At 65.8% G+C, this 18,393-nt stretch carries 13 protein-coding genes and 1 pseudogene; all 14 read right to left on the bottom strand.

From position 1 onward, the window contains the following. Positions 1 to 4: 4 nt before the first annotated feature. The 14 genes and pseudogenes from tuf to NVS83_RS05780 all read right to left on the bottom strand — a co-directional run bounded on the left by tuf (position 5) and on the right by NVS83_RS05780 (position 18,315). Complete coding sequence (gene tuf, locus NVS83_RS05845; RefSeq protein ID WP_258730411.1) at positions 5 to 1,195, bottom strand: elongation factor Tu; 1,191 nt, start codon at positions 1,193 to 1,195, stop codon at positions 5 to 7. A 55-nt stretch (positions 1,196 to 1,250) separates the two neighbouring features. After that, on the bottom strand, positions 1,251 to 3,326 hold the full coding sequence (gene fusA / locus NVS83_RS05840) for an elongation factor G (protein ID WP_258738449.1): 2,076 nt from the start codon (positions 3,324 to 3,326) through the stop codon (positions 1,251 to 1,253). Between the two features lie 27 nt (positions 3,327 to 3,353). Continuing rightward, positions 3,354 to 3,824 carry a 30S ribosomal protein S7 gene (gene rpsG / locus NVS83_RS05835; RefSeq protein WP_258730397.1) on the bottom strand — a complete coding sequence of 157 codons (471 nt, stop codon included), beginning with the start codon at positions 3,822 to 3,824 and terminating at the stop codon, positions 3,354 to 3,356. Positions 3,825 to 3,835: 11 nt separating this feature from the next. Further along, positions 3,836 to 4,207: a 30S ribosomal protein S12 gene (gene rpsL, locus NVS83_RS05830; RefSeq protein ID WP_018390597.1), complete on the bottom strand. Its 372-nt coding sequence runs from the start codon at positions 4,205 to 4,207 to the stop codon at positions 3,836 to 3,838. A 546-nt stretch (positions 4,208 to 4,753) separates the two neighbouring features. Further along, positions 4,754 to 4,966 carry a hypothetical protein gene (locus NVS83_RS05825; RefSeq protein WP_258730398.1) on the bottom strand — a complete coding sequence of 71 codons (213 nt, stop codon included), beginning with the start codon at positions 4,964 to 4,966 and terminating at the stop codon, positions 4,754 to 4,756. 78 nt (positions 4,967 to 5,044) lie between these two features. Further along, on the bottom strand, positions 5,045 to 5,341 hold the full coding sequence (locus NVS83_RS05820; protein ID WP_258738448.1) for a hypothetical protein: 297 nt from the start codon (positions 5,339 to 5,341) through the stop codon (positions 5,045 to 5,047). A gap of 245 nt (positions 5,342 to 5,586) precedes the next feature. Continuing rightward, entirely contained in the window at positions 5,587 to 9,777 is a 4,191-nt protein-coding gene (rpoC, locus tag NVS83_RS05815) for a DNA-directed RNA polymerase subunit beta' (protein ID WP_258730400.1), read from the bottom strand. Between the two features lie 137 nt (positions 9,778 to 9,914). Next, positions 9,915 to 14,045, bottom strand: coding sequence for a DNA-directed RNA polymerase subunit beta (gene rpoB / locus NVS83_RS05810; RefSeq protein WP_258738447.1), 4,131 nt, complete (start codon positions 14,043 to 14,045; stop codon positions 9,915 to 9,917). Between the two features lie 257 nt (positions 14,046 to 14,302). Then, positions 14,303 to 14,680, bottom strand: a complete 378-nt coding sequence (gene rplL, locus NVS83_RS05805) for a 50S ribosomal protein L7/L12 (RefSeq protein ID WP_258730402.1) — start codon at positions 14,678 to 14,680, stop codon at positions 14,303 to 14,305. Between the two features lie 51 nt (positions 14,681 to 14,731). Then, positions 14,732 to 15,250, bottom strand: a complete 519-nt coding sequence (gene rplJ, locus NVS83_RS05800; protein ID WP_258730403.1) for a 50S ribosomal protein L10 — start codon at positions 15,248 to 15,250, stop codon at positions 14,732 to 14,734. Between the two features lie 472 nt (positions 15,251 to 15,722). Next, entirely contained in the window at positions 15,723 to 16,424 is a 702-nt protein-coding gene (rplA, locus tag NVS83_RS05795; protein WP_258730404.1) for a 50S ribosomal protein L1, read from the bottom strand. A gap of 4 nt (positions 16,425 to 16,428) precedes the next feature. Further along, complete coding sequence (gene rplK / locus NVS83_RS05790) at positions 16,429 to 16,878, bottom strand: 50S ribosomal protein L11 (RefSeq protein ID WP_258730405.1); 450 nt, start codon at positions 16,876 to 16,878, stop codon at positions 16,429 to 16,431. A 372-nt stretch (positions 16,879 to 17,250) separates the two neighbouring features. Then, a pseudogene (locus NVS83_RS05785) lies at positions 17,251 to 17,592 on the bottom strand (ribbon-helix-helix domain-containing protein); the annotation flags it as partial. A 108-nt stretch (positions 17,593 to 17,700) separates the two neighbouring features. Next, complete coding sequence (locus NVS83_RS05780) at positions 17,701 to 18,315, bottom strand: DJ-1/PfpI family protein (RefSeq protein WP_258738446.1); 615 nt, start codon at positions 18,313 to 18,315, stop codon at positions 17,701 to 17,703. Positions 18,316 to 18,393 lie beyond the last annotated feature (78 nt).

Raw genomic sequence — 18,393 nt, 5'->3', positions numbered from 1 at the left:
TCGATCACTCGATGATGGCGGCGACGACGCCGGCACCGACGGTGCGGCCGCCCTCGCGGATGGCGAAGCGCAGCTTCTCTTCCATCGCGATCGGAACGATCAGATGGACGTCGACCGAGATGTTGTCGCCCGGCATCACCATCTCGGTGCCCTCGGGAAGCGTCACCACGCCCGTCACGTCCGTCGTGCGGAAGTAGAACTGCGGACGGTAGTTGGTGAAGAACGGCGTGTGGCGCCCGCCCTCTTCCTTGGTCAGGATGTACGCCTCGGCCTTGAACTTGGTGTGCGGCTTCACCGAACCCGGCTTGCACACGACCTGGCCGCGCTCAACGTCCTCACGCTTGGTGCCGCGCAGAAGAACGCCGATGTTGTCGCCCGCCTGCCCCTGGTCCAGAAGCTTGCGGAACATCTCGACGCCCGTCACCGTGGTCTTGGTGGTCGGGCGGATGCCGACGATCTCGACTTCCTCGCCCACCTTCACGATGCCGCGCTCAACGCGACCCGTCACCACCGTGCCGCGACCCGAGATCGAGAACACGTCCTCGATCGGCATCAGGAACGGCTGGTCCACCGGACGCTCCGGCTGCGGGATGTAGGCGTCGACCGCCTCCATCAGCTTCAGCACCGCCTTGGCGCCAAGCTCCGGATCCCCGTTCTCAAGCGCCACCAGCGCCGAGCCGCGGATGATCGGGATGTCGTCGCCCGGGAAGTCGTACTTCGACAGAAGCTCGCGAACCTCGAGCTCGACCAGCTCGAGGAGCTCCTCGTCGTCGACCATGTCGCACTTGTTCAGGAACACCACCAGCGCCGGAACGCCGACCTGGCGCGCCAGCAGGATGTGCTCGCGCGTCTGCGGCATCGGGCCGTCCGCCGCCGACACCACCAGGATCGCGCCGTCCATCTGCGCCGCGCCCGTGATCATGTTCTTCACGTAGTCCGCGTGGCCGGGGCAGTCCACATGCGCGTAGTGACGGTTCGACGTCTCGTACTCGACGTGCGCCGTCGAGATCGTGATCCCGCGCGCCTTCTCTTCCGGCGCCTTGTCGATCTGGTCGTACGCCGTGAACGTCGCGCCGCCCGTCTCCGCAAGAACCTTCGTGATCGCCGCCGTCAGCGACGTCTTGCCATGGTCAACATGGCCAATCGTCCCAATGTTGCAGTGGGGCTTCGAACGGTTGAACTTCTCTTTGGCCACGGGGCTCTCCGTCGGTCAGTATTCGATGTTGTTATGACTTCGCTCAGTGAAAAGCTCAGGCGTATTTCGCCTGAACCTCCTGGGCGACGTTCGACGGCACCTGCTCGTAGTGGTCGAACTGCATGGTGAAGGTCGCGCGGCCCTGGCTGAAGGAACGCAGCGTATTGACGTAGCCAAACATGTTGGCGAGCGGCACCATCGCATTGATGACGTTCGCATTGCCGCGCATGTCCTGGCCCTGGATCTGGCCACGGCGGGAGTTGAGGTCGCCGATCACCGAACCCGTGTAGTCTTCCGGCGTCACCACCTCGACCTTCATGATCGGCTCGAGCAGCACCGGACCGCCCTTCTGCAGGGCCTCACGGAACGCCGCACGCGACGCGATTTCGAAGGCCAGGGCCGACGAGTCGACCTCGTGGAAGGCGCCGTCGATCAGGGTGACCTTGACGTCCACCACCGGGAAGCCGGCGAGCACGCCCGCGCCCATGACGCTCTCGAGGCCCTTCTGGACGCCGGGGATGTACTCCTTCGGCACCGCGCCGCCGACGATCGCGCTCTCGAACTCGAAGCCCTTGCCGACTTCGTTCGGCTCGACCACGAACTTCACCCGCGCGAACTGGCCGGTACCACCGGTCTGCTTCTTGTGGGTGTAGTCGACTTCGGTCTTGCGCGTGATCGTCTCGCGATAAGCCACCTGCGGGGCACCGATGTTGGCGTCGACCTTGTAGGTGCGCTTCAGGATGTCGACCTTGATGTCGAGGTGCAGTTCGCCCATGCCCTTGAGGATGGTCTGGCCGCTCTCGTGGTCGGTCGACACGCGGAAGGACGGGTCCTCGGCGGCGAGCTTGGAGAGCGCGATGCCGAGCTTCTCCTGGTCAGCCTTGGACTTCGGCTCGATCGCGATCTCGATGACCGGCTCGGGGAACTCCATCTTCTCGAGGATCACCGGCTTCACCGGGTCGCAAAGCGTGTCGCCGGTGCGCACTTCCTTGAGGCCCGCGAGAGCGACGATGTCGCCCGCATAGGCTTCCTTGATGTCCTCGCGATTGTTCGCGTGCATCAGCAGCATGCGGCCGACGCGCTCGCGCTTGTCGCGGGTGGAGTTCAGCAGGCCCTGGCCCGTCTCGATCTTGCCCGAGTAGACGCGGCAGAAGGTGATCGTGCCGACGAACGGGTCGTCCATGATCTTGAACGCAAGCACGGAGGCCGGCTCGGCATCGGACGGCTTGCGGTCGGTCTCTTCCTCGGTGTTGAAGTCGATGCCCTTGATCGCGCCGCGATCGATCGGGCTCGGCAGGAAGTCGACGACCGCGTCGAGGAGCGGCTGCACGCCCTTGTTCTTGAAGGCCGAGCCACAGAACACGGGATTGAAGACGCGGCCGATCACCGCCTTGCGGATCAAGCCCTTCAGCGTCGCCTCGTCGGGCTCGATGCCCTCGAGGTAGTTGGTCAGCGCGTCATCGTCGAGCTCGACGGCCGCCTCGACCAGCTTGCCGCGATACTCGGCGGCCTGGTCGGCGAGTTCCGCCGGGATCTCCTCGTCGTGATACTTCGCGCCGAGCTCCTCATTGTCCCACACGACAGCCTTCATGCGGATCAGGTCGATCACGCCCTTGAAGTTGTTCTCGGAACCGATCGGGAGCTGGCAGCACACCGGCTTGCCGGCGACACGGTCGATGATCATCTCAACGCAGCGGAAGAAGTCGGCGCCGATCTTGTCCATCTTGTTGACGAACACGATGCGCGGCACGTTGTACTTGTCCGCCTGGCGCCACACCGTCTCGGTCTGCGGCTCCACGCCCTGGTTGCCGTCGAGCACGCACACCGCGCCGTCGAGCACGCGCAGCGAGCGCTCCACCTCGATGGTGAAGTCCACGTGGCCGGGGGTGTCGATGATGTTCAGGCGCTTGCCCTGCCAGAAAGCGGTCGTCGCGGCCGACGTGATCGTGATGCCGCGCTCCTGCTCCTGGGTCATCCAGTCCATGGTGGCGGCGCCGTCATGGACTTCGCCGATCTTGTGGCTCTTGCCGGTATAAAAGAGGATCCGCTCCGTGGTCGTGGTCTTGCCGGCATCGATGTGGGCCATGATGCCGAAGTTGCGGTAGTCCTCGATAGCGTGCGTGCGCGACATATCAGATCCTCGTCCCGGCTCTCGTCATCACCAGCGGTAGTGAGAGAAGGCGCGGTTCGCCTCCGCCATGCGGTGGGTGTCTTCACGTTTCTTCACGGCCGTGCCGCGATTGTTCGAGGCGTCGAGCAGCTCGCCCGACAGACGCTCGACCATGGTCTTCTCGTTGCGGGCGCGCGCGGCGATGATCAGCCACCGGATCGCCAGCGCCTGACGACGCTCGGGGCGAACCTCGACCGGCACCTGGTAGGTGGCGCCGCCAACGCGGCGGGAGCGCACCTCGATGGCCGGGCTGACATTGTCCAGCGCCTGCGTGAACACGCCGAGCGGCTCGGACTTGGCACGGTTCTCGACGAGGTCGAGCGCGCCGTAGACGATCTTCTCGGCGACCGACTTCTTGCCGTCATACATGACGGCGTTCATGAAGCGGCTCAGCACCTCGCTCCCGAACTTGGGATCGGGGGTAACTTCGCGGCGCTCTGCACGGTGACGACGGGACATCGCTCAGATCCTCACTTCGGCCGCTTGGCGCCGTACTTCGAACGGCGCTGCTTACGATTCTTGACGCCCTGGGTATCGAGCACGCCACGCAGGATGTGGTAGCGCACGCCCGGAAGGTCCTTCACGCGGCCGCCGCGGATCATGACCACGGAGTGCTCCTGAAGGTTGTGACCTTCGCCAGGGATGTAACCGATGACTTCGTAGCCATTGGTCAAACGAACCTTGGCGACCTTACGAAGCGCCGAGTTCGGCTTCTTCGGGGTCGTGGTGTAGACGCGGGTGCAAACGCCGCGCTTCTGCGGGCTGGCCTGGAGTGCCGGAACCTTGTTCCGGGCCTTCTGGGCTTCCCGCGGCTTGCGGATCAGCTGGTTGATCGTCGGCACGTCTCTCGCCTTCGTCTCGCTGCGCCAAGGACGCAAGCGTCCCGCGCTAACCCAATTCCGCGGCCGCAACCGCATTGAACTCTCGACTGGCAGGAACTCATCGCATGACCGCCGGTCCAGCCGGCTTCCGGAGCACCTAGCGAACGAAAGAAGCGCCGCCGGCCAGAACCTGGCCGAGGGCGCTGCACGTTCAGAGGATCACGCCTGGGCTTTCGCCCCTTGGTGCGCGATCTTGCGCCGGATGTGGTCTCGCTTGCGTCCCAGCAGCGTCTCGGAACTATCCGTCTGGACAAGGTGTCCTAACGCGTCAATTCCGACCTGCCTGCCGTGAAAGTAGGCGCCTTCTACGCGCCGACTCGCGTTCCGTCAAGCCCGAAGCTGCAATTTGGCGGCTCACGGCGGCGTGCGAGCGGTTGAGGACATTAGATTCCGCCCGCGGGGGCCGGCACGCAACAAAGTAAGCCGGATGGTCCGGGCGCGCGACCCGGATCGCGGGCGTGGCTTTCGGCACGGGCCCGCCGAATCCGGCGCGCCGGTGCGGCGTCTTCAACGTTCGAGGAGATTTCGGTACTCCTCGCTCAGGACCTCGATCTCCTTGGCCGAGAACGGCCATGCCCCGTCGATGATCCCCTCCCGGATCTCATTGGCCAGAACAGGCCAGAATCGATCCACTAAGTCGCTCGCCTCCTGATCGTCGAAGCCCTTCGCCTTCAGATCGAGGAGACAGATCTCCCGCGCCGTCTGCTCCGTTCTCTGCACCGCCGCTCCTCGTCGACGTCCTGCCCATCCCCATCGGGCAGTTCTGGAGCATCTATAAGCCGTTAAGGCCGATTTGCGCTAGAGGAAGATGTCGATGGAACGATGCGAATCCGCACGAATCGTGAAGGCGAGGCCGGACGGTGTCAGATCGCGAATATCGATGCCGACGGCGCGCCCATCCTCGAGCACCAGCACGGCGCGGCGCGCGTGACGCGCCTCCACCATCGTGCCGACTTCCGCCGTCAGGACACCGTCCGCCGAGGGCGCCGCCTCGTCCGCGCCCGACCGTCGTACCGTGATTTCGTAGGACGCCGTGGACGAGCCGAAGCCGAGCGTGCGCAGCCAGCCATCACCTTTGACGATCGTCGCCGTCATCGCATTACCCCGGAACTGTCCGCGGGAGCGCCATCCGCAAATTTCCGCCTTCGCGGACGCTCCGCCTGGATGATCACGCAGCGGAAGATCCCTTCCGCTGCCTGCCTATCCCGTGGTTACGCCGGATTGTTTAATGTCGTCTTTCATCCGGGAGGCCGGCGCGCGGTAGTTTCAGCCGGCCCGGAACGAAAAAAGGGCCGCTCCCTGCGGAGCGGCCCTTCGATTTTTCGGCTCTGCGGCGCCGGTCACTCGGCCGCGGCAGGCCCCTCGATCTGCGGCACGTCGGAGGCAGCGTTGTCCTGCTCGTTCTGCGCCGCGATCAGGTCGTCGCGGGTGGTGGCGGTGACGCGCAGCTTCGACATCTGAGCGCCGGTGCCGGCCGGGATCAGGCGACCGACGATCACGTTCTCCTTCAGGCCGGCGAGGTCGTCGGACTTGCCGTTGACCGCCGCCTCGGTCAGCACCCGCGTCGTCTCCTGGAAGGAGGCGGCGGAGATGAAGGACCGGGTCTGCAGGCTCGCCTTGGTGATGCCGAGCAGCACCGGGTGGCCGGAGGCGGGCTTCTTGCCTTCCGCCAGCAGCACCTCGTTCATCTCGTTCAGCTCGGAGGCGTCGACCTGCTCATTGGTGAGCAGATCGCTGTCGCCGGCGTCATCGATCTCGACCTTCTGCAGCATCTGGCGGACGATCACCTCGATGTGCTTGTCGTTGATGAGCACGCCCTGGAGCCGGTAGACCTCCTGGATCTCGTTAACCAGATAGGCGGCGAGTTCCTCGACGCCCTTGATCGCCAGGATGTCGTGCGGCGCGGGGTTGCCGTCGACGATGAAGTCGCCCTTCTCGACGAGGTCGCCATCCTGCAGGTGGATGTGCTTGCCCTTCGGGATCAGGTACTCGGCCGGCGAGTCCGTCGAGTCCTGCGGCTCGATGGAGAGGCGGCGCTTGTTCTTGTAGTCCTTGCCGAAGCGGATGGTGCCCGCGATCTCGGCGATGATCGCCGCATCCTTCGGACGACGCGCCTCGAACAGCTCCGCCACGCGCGGCAGACCGCCCGTGATGTCGCGGGTCTTGGCGCTTTCCATCGGCACGCGCGCCAGGACGTCGCCGGCCTTGATCGGCGAGCCCGGGTCGCAGGACAGGATCGCGTCGACCGGCAGCGTGTAGCGGGCGTCGCCGCCGCGCGGCAGCTTCAGCACCTTGCCGTCCTCGCCACGGATGACGATCGCCGGACGCAGCTCCGAGCCGCGGCCCGTACGCCAGTCGATCACGAGGCGCTTGGCGATACCGGTCGACTCGTCGACCGTCTCGGTCATGGACGCACCTTCGACCAGGTCCTCGAAGCCCACCGTACCCTGAACCTCGGTCAGGATCGGGCGGGTATAGGGGTCCCACTCGGCGATGCGCTGGCCGCGCTTGATCGCGTCGCCCTCGTCCACCTTCAGCTTGGCGCCGAACTGGATGCGGTGCGCCGCCTTCTCGCTGCCGTCCTGATCGACGATCAGGACCGAGAGGTTGCGGCTCATCGCGATCAGCTCGCCTTCCGAGTTCCGCACCACGTTGCGGTTGCGGATCTTCACCGTGCCCTCGAAGCTGGCCTCGATGAAGGACTGCTCGGAGAGCTGCGCCGCACCGCCGATGTGGAAGGTGCGCATGGTGAGCTGGGTGCCCGGCTCGCCGATCGACTGCGCCGCGATGACGCCGACCGCCTCGCCGATATTGACCGGCGTACCACGCGCGAGGTCGCGGCCGTAGCAGGTGCCGCAGACGCCGTTCTTGGCTTCGCAGGTCAGCACGGAGCGGATCTTGATCTCCTGCACGCCGGCCTTGGTGATGCGCTCGACATCGGCCTCGTCGATCATCTGGCCCGCGGCGACCAGGACGTTGCCGGTGCCGCCCTCGATCACGTCCTCCGCCGTAGTGCGGCCGAGCACGCGCGAGCCCAGCGTCGCGACGATCTGGCCGGCGTCGACGATGGCACGCATGGCGATGCCGTTGGTCGTGCCGCAGTCACGCACCGTGATGATGCTGTCCTGCGCCACGTCCACCAGGCGGCGGGTGAGGTAGCCCGAGTTCGCGGTCTTCAGCGCGGTGTCCGCGAGGCCCTTGCGGGCGCCGTGGGTCGAGTTGAAGTACTCGAGAACCGAGAGGCCTTCCTTGAAGTTCGAGATGATCGGCGTCTCGATGATCTCGCCCGAGGGCTTGGCCATCAGGCCGCGCATGGCGGCGAGCTGGCGCATCTGCTCGCGCGAACCGCGGGCGCCCGAATGGGCCATCATGTAGATCGAGTTGATCGGCTTCGCCCGGCCCGTATCCGGATCGGTCTTCACCGCCGAAATCTCGGCCATCATCTCGTCGGCGAGGCGCGCCGAGCACTTGCCCCACGCGTCGACGACCTTGTTGTACTTTTCGCCCTGGGTGATCAGGCCGTCATTGTACTGCTGCTCGTATTCCTTCGTGAGCGCGCGGGTCTCCTCGACCATGTTCCACTTCTTGGACGGGACGACCATGTCGTCCTTGCCGAAGGAGATGCCGGCGCGGAAGGCGTTGTAGAAGCCGAGCGACATGATGCGGTCGCAGAAGATGACCGTCTCCTTCTGACCGCAATGGCGGTAGACGGTATCGATCATGTTCGAGATTTCCTTCTTGGTCATCAACTTGTTGACGACCTCGAAGGAAGTCTTCGCGTTCCTCGGCAGCAGTTCGCCGAGCTTCATGCGGCCGGGCGTGGTCTCATATACCTTCGAGACCTCGTTGCCGTCCTCGTCCACGCCGATGTAGCGGCCCTTCACCTTGGTGTGCAGGGTGATGACCTTGTTCGCCAGCGCGTGGTCGATCTCGCCCATGTTCGCGAACGCCATGCCCTCGCCGGGCTCGTTGTCGCGCATCATGGTGAGGTAGTAGAGGCCGAGCACGATGTCCTGCGAGGGGACGATGATCGGGGCGCCGTTGGCCGGGTGCAGGATGTTGTTGGTCGACATCATCAGCACGCGCGCTTCGAGCTGCGCCTCGATCGACAGCGGCACGTGCACCGCCATCTGGTCGCCGTCGAAGTCCGCGTTGAAGGCGGCGCAGACCAGCGGGTGAAGCTGGATCGCCTTGCCCTCGATCAGCACCGGCTCGAACGCCTGGATGCCCAGGCGGTGCAGCGTCGGCGCGCGGTTCAGCATCACCGGATGCTCGCGGATCACCTCGTCGAGGATGTCCCACACCTCGGGACGCTCCTTCTCGACCAGCTTCTTCGCCTGCTTCACGGTCGCGGAAAGGCCCTTCGCGTCGAGGCGCGAATAGATGAAGGGCTTGAACAGCTCGAGCGCCATCTTCTTCGGCAGGCCGCACTGGTGCAGCTTGAGCTCGGGACCGACCACGATCACCGAACGGCCGGAATAGTCGACGCGCTTGCCGAGCAGGTTCTGGCGGAACCGGCCCTGCTTGCCCTTCAGCATGTCGGCGAGCGACTTCAGCGGGCGCTTGTTGGCACCCGTGATGACGCGGCCGCGCCGGCCGTTGTCGAACAGCGCATCGACCGCTTCCTGAAGCATGCGCTTCTCGTTGCGGATGATGATGTCCGGCGCCTTCAGCTCGATCAGCCGCTTCAGGCGGTTGTTACGGTTGATGACGCGGCGGTACAGGTCGTTCAGGTCCGAGGTCGCGAAGCGGCCGCCGTCGAGAGGCACCAGCGGACGCAGGTCCGGCGGGATGACCGGGACGTGGGTCAGGATCATCCACTCGGGCTTGTTGCCGGAGAGCTGGAACGCCTCGACGATCTTCAACCGCTTGGCGAGCTTCTTCGGCTTGAGCTCGGTGGTCGCCTCGGCGATCTCCTTGCGCAGGTTGCCGGCGATCTTCTCGAGATCCATGCCGCGCAGCAGCTCGCGGATCGCCTCCGCGCCGATCAGCGCGGTGAACGAATCCTCGCCGTACTCTTCCTGCGCCCGCAGATAGTCCTCTTCCGAGAGGAGCTGACGCTCCTTCAGCGGGGTGAGGCCCGGCTCGATGACGCAGTAATATTCGAAGTACAGGATGCGCTCGAGGTCCTTGAGCGTCATGTCGAGCAACAGGCCGATGCGGCTCGGCAGCGACTTCAGGAACCAGATATGCGCGACCGGGGCGGCCAGCTCGATATGGCCCATGCGCTCGCGGCGCACGCGCGAGAGGGTAACCTCGACGCCGCACTTCTCGCAGATGATGCCCTTGTACTTCATGCGCTTGTACTTACCGCACAAGCACTCGTAGTCCTTGATCGGCCCGAAGATGCGCGCGCAGAACAGGCCGTCGCGCTCGGGCTTGAACGTCCGGTAGTTGATCGTCTCCGGCTTCTTGATCTCGCCGAAGGACCACGACAGGATTTTCTCCGGACTCGCGATCGAGATCTTGATCTGATCGAAAGTCGGCGCCGGCGTGGCCGGATTGAAGAGATTCATGACCTCTTGATTCATCGCCGTCTCCTTCGGCTGGACCCTGCCCCCGCCGCCGCGGGTCGCCTGGGTCGCTGAAAAGTCTGATCTGGGACGCGTAGGACGCGGTCGGAGGACGCGGGTGCCGTCAGGGGCTCCCGCGTCCTCGGGTCAATCGGTCATTCGGCCGCCGGCAGGCTCTCTCCGGCGCCGGGCACCGGGCTGTGGGTCTTGGAGTTCATCAGCTCCACGTTCAGACCCAGAGAGCGCATTTCCTTCACGAGCACGTTGAAGCTCTCGGGAATGCCCGCCTCGAAGGTGTCGTCGCCGCGCACGATGGCCTCGTAGACCTTGGTGCGGCCGGCCACGTCGTCCGACTTCACGGTCAGCATCTCCTGCAGCGTGTAGGCGGCGCCGTAGGCCTCGAGCGCCCACACCTCCATCTCGCCGAAGCGCTGGCCGCCGAACTGCGCCTTGCCGCCCAGCGGCTGCTGGGTGACGAGCGAGTACGGGCCGATCGAGCGCGCGTGGATCTTGTCATCCACCAGGTGATGCAGCTTCAGCATGTAGATGTAGCCGACGGTCACCTTGCGGTCGAACTGCTCGCCGGTGCGCCCGTCGAACAGCGTCGACTGCGCCGACTTGTCCAGCCCGGCCAGATCCAGCATCCGCTCGATGTCGCCTTCGCGCGCACCGTCGAACACCGGGGTGGCGATGGGCACGCCGCGCCGCAGGTTCGAACCCAGCTCGACCAGCCCATCCTCGTCCAGGGACTCGATGGTCTCGTCATCGCCGTAGATCTTGCCGAACGCGTCCTTCAGCGGGGCGACGTCATGGGTCGCCCGATAGCTCTCGATCGCCCGGTCGATCACCCGGCCGAGGCCCGCGCAGGCCCAGCCCAGATGGGTCTCCAGGATCTGCCCGACATTCATGCGGCTCGGCACGCCGAGCGGGTTGAGCACCATGTCGACCGGGGTGCCGTCCTCAAGGAACGGCATGTCCTCGACCGGGACGATGCGCGAGACCACGCCCTTGTTGCCGTGCCGGCCGGCCATCTTGTCGCCCGGCTGGATCTTGCGCTTCACGGCGATGAAGACCTTGACCATCTTCATCACGCCGGGCGGCAGCTCGTCGCCGCGCTGCAGCTTCTCGACCTTGTCGAGGAAGCGCTGCTCCAGACGCTTCTTGGACTCGTCGTACTGGTTGCGGATCGCCTCCAGCTCGCTCATGAGCTGGTCGTCCGCCACCGCGAACTGCCACCACTGGCTGCGCGGATAGTCGGCCAGCACCGTGCGGCTGAGCACCGTATCCTTCTTGAAGCCCTTGGGGCCGGCGACGCCGGTCTTGCCGTCCAGCATCTCGGCGATGCGGCCGAACACGTTGCGGTCGAGGATCGCCTGCTCGTCGTCGCGGTCCTTGGCGAGACGCTCGATCTCCTCGCGCTCGATCGCCTGCGCACGCTCGTCCTTGTCGACGCCGTGGCGATTGAACACGCGCACTTCGACGATGGTGCCGGTGACACCCGGCGGGACGCGCAGCGAGGTGTCGCGCACGTCGGCGGCCTTCTCGCCGAAGATGGCGCGGAGGAGCTTCTCCTCCGGAGTCATCGGGCTTTCACCCTTCGGCGTGATCTTGCCGCAGAGGATGTCGCCGGCCTGCACCTCGGCACCGATATAGACGATGCCCGCCTCGTCCAGGTTCTTCAGCGCCTCTTCCGACACGTTCGGAATGTCGCGCGTGATTTCCTCCGGACCCAGCTTGGTGTCGCGGGCCATCACCTCGAACTCCTCGATGTGGATCGACGAGAAGATGTCGCCCTTCGAGATGTTCTCGGACAGCAGGATCGAGTCCTCGAAGTTGTAGCCGTTCCACGGCATGAACGCGACGAGGATGTTCCGGCCGAGCGCCAGGTCGCCGAGATCGGTCGAGGGACCGTCGGCGATGATGTCGCCCTTCTTGACCCAGTCGCCCACGCGCACCAGCGGACGCTGGTTGATGCAGGTCGACTGGTTCGAACGCTGGAACTTCTGCAGCCGGTAGATGTCGACGCCCGACTTCGACGGATCGTTCTCTTCCGTCGCGCGGATGACGATACGGGTCGCGTCCACCTGGTCGACGATGCCGGTGCGGCGAGCGCCGATGGCCGCGCCCGAATCACGGGCGACCACGCTCTCCATGCCGGTGCCGACGAACGGCGCATCGGCGCGGACCAGCGGCACCGCCTGGCGCTGCATGTTCGAGCCCATCAGCGCGCGGTTGGCGTCGTCGTTCTCGAGGAATGGGATCAGCGCCGCGGCGACCGACACGAGCTGCTTCGGCGACACGTCCATGAAGTCGACGCGGTCCGGGGTGACCAGCAGCACGTCGCCGGCATGGCGGCAGACGATCAGGTCCTCGGTGAAGCGGCCTTCCGCGTCGAGCGGGATGTTGGCCTGCGCGACGTAGTACTTCCCCTCCTCCATGGCGGAGAGATAGACCACCTCGTCCTGGACCTGGCTGTCCTTCACACGCCGGTAGGGCGCCTCGATGAAGCCGTACTTGTTCACGCGGGCGAAGGTCGCCAGCGAGTTGATGAGGCCGATGTTCGGGCCTTCCGGCGTCTCGATCGGGCAGATGCGGCCGTAATGCGTCGGGTGCACGTCGCGCACCTCGAAGCCGGCACGCTCGCGGGTCAGACCGCCCGGGCCAAGCGCCGAGAGACGGCGCTTGTGGGTGATCTCCGAGAGCGGGTTGGTCTGGTCCATGAACTGCGAGAGCTGCGAGGAGCCGAAGAACTCGCGCACCGCCGCCGCCACCGGCTTGGCGTTGATCAGGTCCTGCGGCATCACGGTGTCGATGTCGACGGACGACATGCGCTCCTTGATGGCGCGCTCCATGCGGAGCAGACCGACCCGGTACTGGTTCTCCATGAGCTCGCCGACCGAACGCACACGGCGGTTGCCGAGGTGGTCGATGTCGTCGATCTCGCCCTTGCCGTCGCGCAGCTCGACCAGCGTCTTGATGACCGCGAGGATGTCCTCGCGGCGCAGCACGCGCACCGTGTCCTCGGCGTCGAGGTCGAGGCGCATGTTCATCTTCACGCGGCCGACGGCCGAGAGGTCGTAGCGCTCGGAATCGAAGAACAGCGAGTGGAACATCGCCTGCGCGGAATCGAGCGTGGGCGGCTCGCCCGGGCGCATCACGCGGTAGATGTCGAATAGCGCGTCCTCGCGCGTGACGTTCTTGTCGATCGCCAGCGTGTTGCGGATGTAGGCGCCGATGTTCACATGGTCGATGTCGAGGATCGGCAGCTCGTCATAGCCGAGCTCCTCGAGCTGCTTCAGCATCTTCTCGGTGACTTCCTCGCCGGCTTCGACGTAGATCTCGCCGTTCTGGGGATTCACCAGATCCTGGGCCACGTACTGGCCGATCATCTCCTCGTCGGAGATCTTGAGCGCCTTCAGGCCCTTCTCGGCCAGCAGGCGGGCCTGGCGGACCGTCACCTTCTTGCCGGCCTCGATCACGATCTCGCCGGTGTCGGCGTCGACCAGGTCGGCGACGGCCTTGTAGCCCTTCATGCGCTTGGGATCGAACGGCATGCGCCATCCGCCCGCGGCGCGGGTGAAGGAGATGGTGTCGTAGAAGGTGTTGAGGATCTCCTCGCCGTCGAGACCGAGGGCGAACAGCAGGCTCGTCACCGGAATCTTGCGGCGGCGGTCGATGCGCGCATACACGATGTCCTTGGCGTCGAACTCGATGTCGAGCCAGGAACCGCGATACGGGATGATGCGGGCGGCGAACAGCAGCTTGCCCGAGGAGTGCGTCTTGCCCTTGTCGTGGTCGAAGAACACGCCCGGCGAACGGTGCATCTGCGAGACGATGACGCGCTCGGTGCCGTTCACGATGAAGGTGCCGTTCGACGTCATGAGCGGGATGTCGCCCATGTAGACGTCCTGCTCCTTGATGTCCTTGACGGACCGGGAGCCGGAATCGGGATCGACATCGAACACGATGAGGCGGAGGGTCACCTTCAGCGGCGCGGCGAAGGTCATGCCGCGCTGGCGGCACTCATCCACGTCATATTTCGGCAGCTCGAACTCGTAGCGGACGAATTCGAGCATGGCCGCGCCCGAAAAGTCCGAGATCGGGAAAACCGACTTGAAAACCGCCTGAATGCCGTCGTCCGCGCGACCGCCCTTCGGCTCGTCGATCTGCAGGAACTGGTCGTAGGACGCCTTCTGAACCTCGATGAGGTTCGGCATCTCTGCGACTTCCTTGATCTTGCCGAAAAACTTGCGGACCCGCTTACGACCGGTGAACGTCTGCGCCATGTCGCTCCTCGCTCCGTCCGAGTACCCGTCCGCGCCGCACCACACGAGGGCGAACCCCTCGCGCAGCGAGACGCATGCTGCCGGAACAATCCGACGAGGATGCGGCATGCCGCTCCCCGCCCTGCTCCGCGCCGACGGCTCGCCTGGAGATCCCGCTCGGGGATCGCCGGGGAAGCCGTCGCGCTTCCCTTCGTCGCCGCCGGCAAGCCGACGGCAGAGGCCGCCGGCGTACCGGCGGCCTCGAAATCGTCAGAGGCTCACTTGAGCTCGACCTTGGCGCCGGCCTTCTCGAGCTGGCCCTTGAGCTTCTCGGCCTCGTCCTTGGCAACGCCTTCCTTGACGGGCTTGGGCGCACCCTCGACGAGGTCCTTGGCTTCCTTGAGGCCCAGGCCGGTGATGGCGCGGACTTCCTTGATGACCTCGATCTTCTTGTCGCCGGCCGCGGCCAGGACAACGGTGAACTCGGTCTGCTCCTCGGCGGCCGGAGCGGCAGCGCCGCCGGCCGGAGCGGCAGCCACGGCCACGGCGGCCGCAGCGGAGACGCCCCACTTCTCCTCGAGGAGCTTCGCGAGCTCGGCGGCCTCGAGAACGGTCAGGTTGGAAAGCTCGTCAACGAGCTTCGACAGATCAGCCATTTTACTTAAGTCCTTGGATTTCGGTTCGAACCAGAATTTACCGGTAAAGCCTCACGCGGCTTCGTTCTCGCGGCTGTAGGCCCCGAACACGCGGGCGAGCTTCGCCGCCGGCGCGGTGCTGAGCTGGGCGATCTTGGTCGCCGGGGCCTGGATGAGGCCAACCAGCTTCGCACGCAGTTCATCGAGGGACGGCATGGTGGCCAGAGCCTTCACACCATCCACATCCAGGGCCGTCTTGCCGAAGGCCCCGCCAAGGATGACGAACTTGTCGTTCGCCTTGGCGAAGTCGACGGCAACCTTCGGAGCCGCAACGGGATCGCTCGAATAAGCGATGATGGTCGGCCCCTTCAGCAGGGACGCGACGTGCGCGACGTCCGATCCTTCGAGAGCGATCTTGGCGAGGCGGTTCTTGGCCACCTTCACGGTCGCACCGGACGCCCGCATCTGCCGGCGCAGGGCCGACATCTGGGCGACGGTGAGGCCGGAATAGTGGGCCACGACGACGACAGAGGTGCTCTTGAACACCTCGCCGAGCGACGTGACGAGCTCTTCTTTTTGTGCTCGATCCACTTCACTTGCTCTCCGGTGGCGAGGAAGAGGACTTCCCCGCCTGGTTTGCGCCTTGCCCCCTCCCGCGAGCGGGAGGTGACGGTTAGCATCCTGTCCCCTTGGGACCGGAAAACCGGCCAAGGCGCTGGTTCGAGCCGAAATCCAAGTTCCGGCACGCCGGAACCCTGCACTACGGTCGTACCCCGTCTATGCTGGCCCCGGAGCGGGATTAAGCCACCCCGAAGGGAGGCACCGGCAGTCTCGGACAGGACTTTGGCCGGCAGGGCGAGCCCTACCGGCCTCTCCACCCGTTTTTACGCGGGCGAAAGCCTCGAATCTCATCGGCTCCGCGCTCGACCGGAGTCGAGAGCGAAACCGCCCATATAGAGGGTCGATTGGGATTTGTCACCCCTGATAGCACCCGGGACTTGACAAATCCACCCCTTTAAGTTCACGGCGCCGCGACCCGCAAAGGCGGGCCGCGCAGGGCCGCTCAGTTCGCGGTCAGCACCGAAGCCGGCTCGATCTTCAGGCCGGGGCCCATGGTCGAGGACACGGCGATGCGCTGGACATAGGTGCCCTTGGCGCCGGTCGGCTTGGCCCGGACCACCGCGTCGGCGAAGGCGCGGATGTTCTCGGCGAGCTTGTCGGTCGAGAACGAGATCTTGCCGATGCCGGCGTGGATGATGCCGGCCTTCTCGACGCGGAACTCGACGGCGCCGCCCTTGGCGGCCTCGACCGCGCCCTTCACGTCCATGGTCACCGTGCCGACCTTCGGGTTCGGCATCAGGCCGCGCGGGCCCAGCACCTTACCGAGGCGGCCGACCAGCGGCATCATGTCCGGCGTGGCGATGCAGCGATCAAAGTCGATCGTGCCGCCCTGGACGGTCTCGAGCAGGTCCTCGGCGCCGACGATGTCGGCACCCGCCGCCTTGGCCTCGTCGGCCTTGGCGCCGCGCGCGAACACGGCGACGCGCACCGTGCGGCCCGAGCCGTTCGGGAGCTGGCACACGCCGCGGACCATCTGGTCGGCGTGGCGGGGATCGACGCCGAGATTCAGCGCCACCTCGACGGTCTCGTCGAACTTGGCGGTCGCCTTCTCCTTGAGAATGGCGATCGCCTCATCGAGGCCGTACAGCTTCACGGGATCGACGCCCTCGCGGACGGCACGCATACGCTTGGAGATCTTGGCCATCAGCTCAACCCACCACCTGGAGGCCCATCGAACGGGCGGAGCCCTCGATCATGCGAACCGCCGCCTCGACGGTCTCGCAGTTGAGGTCCTTCATCTTCTTCTCGGCGATCTCGCGCATCTGCTCCTGCGAGACCTTGCCGACGAAGCCGCCCTTGCCCGGGGTCTTGGAGCCCGAGCCGGGCTTCTTCTTGGTGTCGAGGCCGGCGGCCTTCTTCAGGAAGTAGGAGACCGGCGGGGTCTTCAGCTCGAAGGTGAAGGAACGGTCCTGATACGCGGTGATCAGGACCGGGATGGGCATGCCCTTTTCCATCTGGGCGGTCTGCGCGTTGAACGCCTTGCAGAACTCCATGATGTTGAGGCCGCGCTGGCCGAGCGCGGGACCGATCGGCGGGGCGGGATTCGCCGAGCCGGCCGGCACCTGCAGCTTCACGTAGCCGGTGATCTTTTTCGCCATGGGGGACTCCTCGACGTCGCGACTGCCGGTCGCAAACGCCAAAGCACGCCGACGCGACGGCGGGTCGCGGGCGGCGCATATTGAGGATCGCGGTAGCGGCGTGCTTCGTTCCGGCTGGCGAACCGGACACGCCTCCCGCGTATGGATGCATCCGGGGATGCGGCCGCCGCCATACAGCAATTCGGGCGGAATGGAAAGTCCCTGCCGCGAATTGGCCTGCGGCGGAACGTGTCTTGAGATGGGGATTCAGACGATCGACGGCAAGCCTTCCCGCCGGACGCCTTCACGGCTGGCACCTTCGTGCCGGACGCCCTCACGGCTGGTCCCTTCACGGTGGACGTCTTCCGGCCCCGTCCCCTCCTGCCGGCGCGAACGGCGCGCCTCGCGCGCGAGAATCGCATCGGCGTCGAGGCTGCGGATCGGCGTTCCGAGGTCGCGCGGCACGTCGCCCTCCACCTGCAGGGCAAGGTAGCGCCCGCAGCACACCCGCAGGAAGGAGGCGAAGTTCTCCACCTGCCCGTGTGCGAAGGTCAGCTCCTCGTGCAGTCGGGAGAGGAGTTGCGGCAGGCTCATGCCGTCGCGCCGGGCGATTTCCTCCAGCACCTGCCAATAGAGGTTCTCCAGCCGCACGCTGGTCGAGAAGCCGTGCATGCGCACGGATTTGAGGCGCGTCTGCCACAGGCGCGGATCGGCCTCGACGAAGAGCTTGCACATGGCGCCCTCCCTGGCTGCGGGGCGGACGGCCCCGCCCGCATCATAGCCCCTATCGGCGGGCCCGCGAACCGGCACCGGAGCCTCCCGGTGCCGGCGATGCGGGGAGGCTCAGGCCGCCTTGCGCGCGGCGGTGTTCACCTCGCCATGGACGAGCGAGGTGCCGAGCACGGCGAGGAACTGCCCGATCCAGGCCGGATGCGCGGGCCAGGCCGGGGCGCTGACGAGGTTGCCGTCCGTCACCGCGGCGTCGATGGCGATGTCGGCATAGGTGCCACCGGCGAGCTCCACCTCGGCCCGGCAGGCGGGATAGGCCGAGCAGGTCCGCCCTTCCAGCACGCGCGCGCCGGCGAGGAGCTGGGCGCCATGGCAGATGGCAGCGACCGGCTTGTCGGCGGCGAAGAAGTGCTGGACGATCTCGATCGCGCGGGCGTTCATCCGGAGATATTCCGGCGCCCGCCCGCCCGGGATCACCAGCGCGTCGTAGCGCGCCGGGTCGACCTCGGCGAAGGTCGCGTTCAGCGCGAAATTATGCCCGCGCTTCTCGGAATAGGTCTGCTGGCCCTCGAAATCGTGGATCGCGGTGGTGACCGTGTCGCCCGCCTTCTTGTCCGGGCACACGGCATGCACCGTATGGCCGACGGCGAGCAGCGCCTGGAACGGCACCATCAGCTCGTAGTCCTCGACGTAGTCGCCGATGACCATCAGGATGCGCTTGGCGGCCATTTCATATCCTCCCATGTCCGGCCTTGTTGGCGGGGGAAGGATAGGCCGGGCGTTCCGCGCACGGGTGTTAACCCGCTA

Origin of the sequence: Ancylobacter mangrovi, assembly GCF_024752335.1 — a bacterium.
Classification (GTDB): Bacteria; Pseudomonadota; Alphaproteobacteria; order Rhizobiales; family Xanthobacteraceae; genus Ancylobacter; species Ancylobacter mangrovi.
This window is presented reverse-complemented; position numbering and strand designations above follow the sequence as displayed.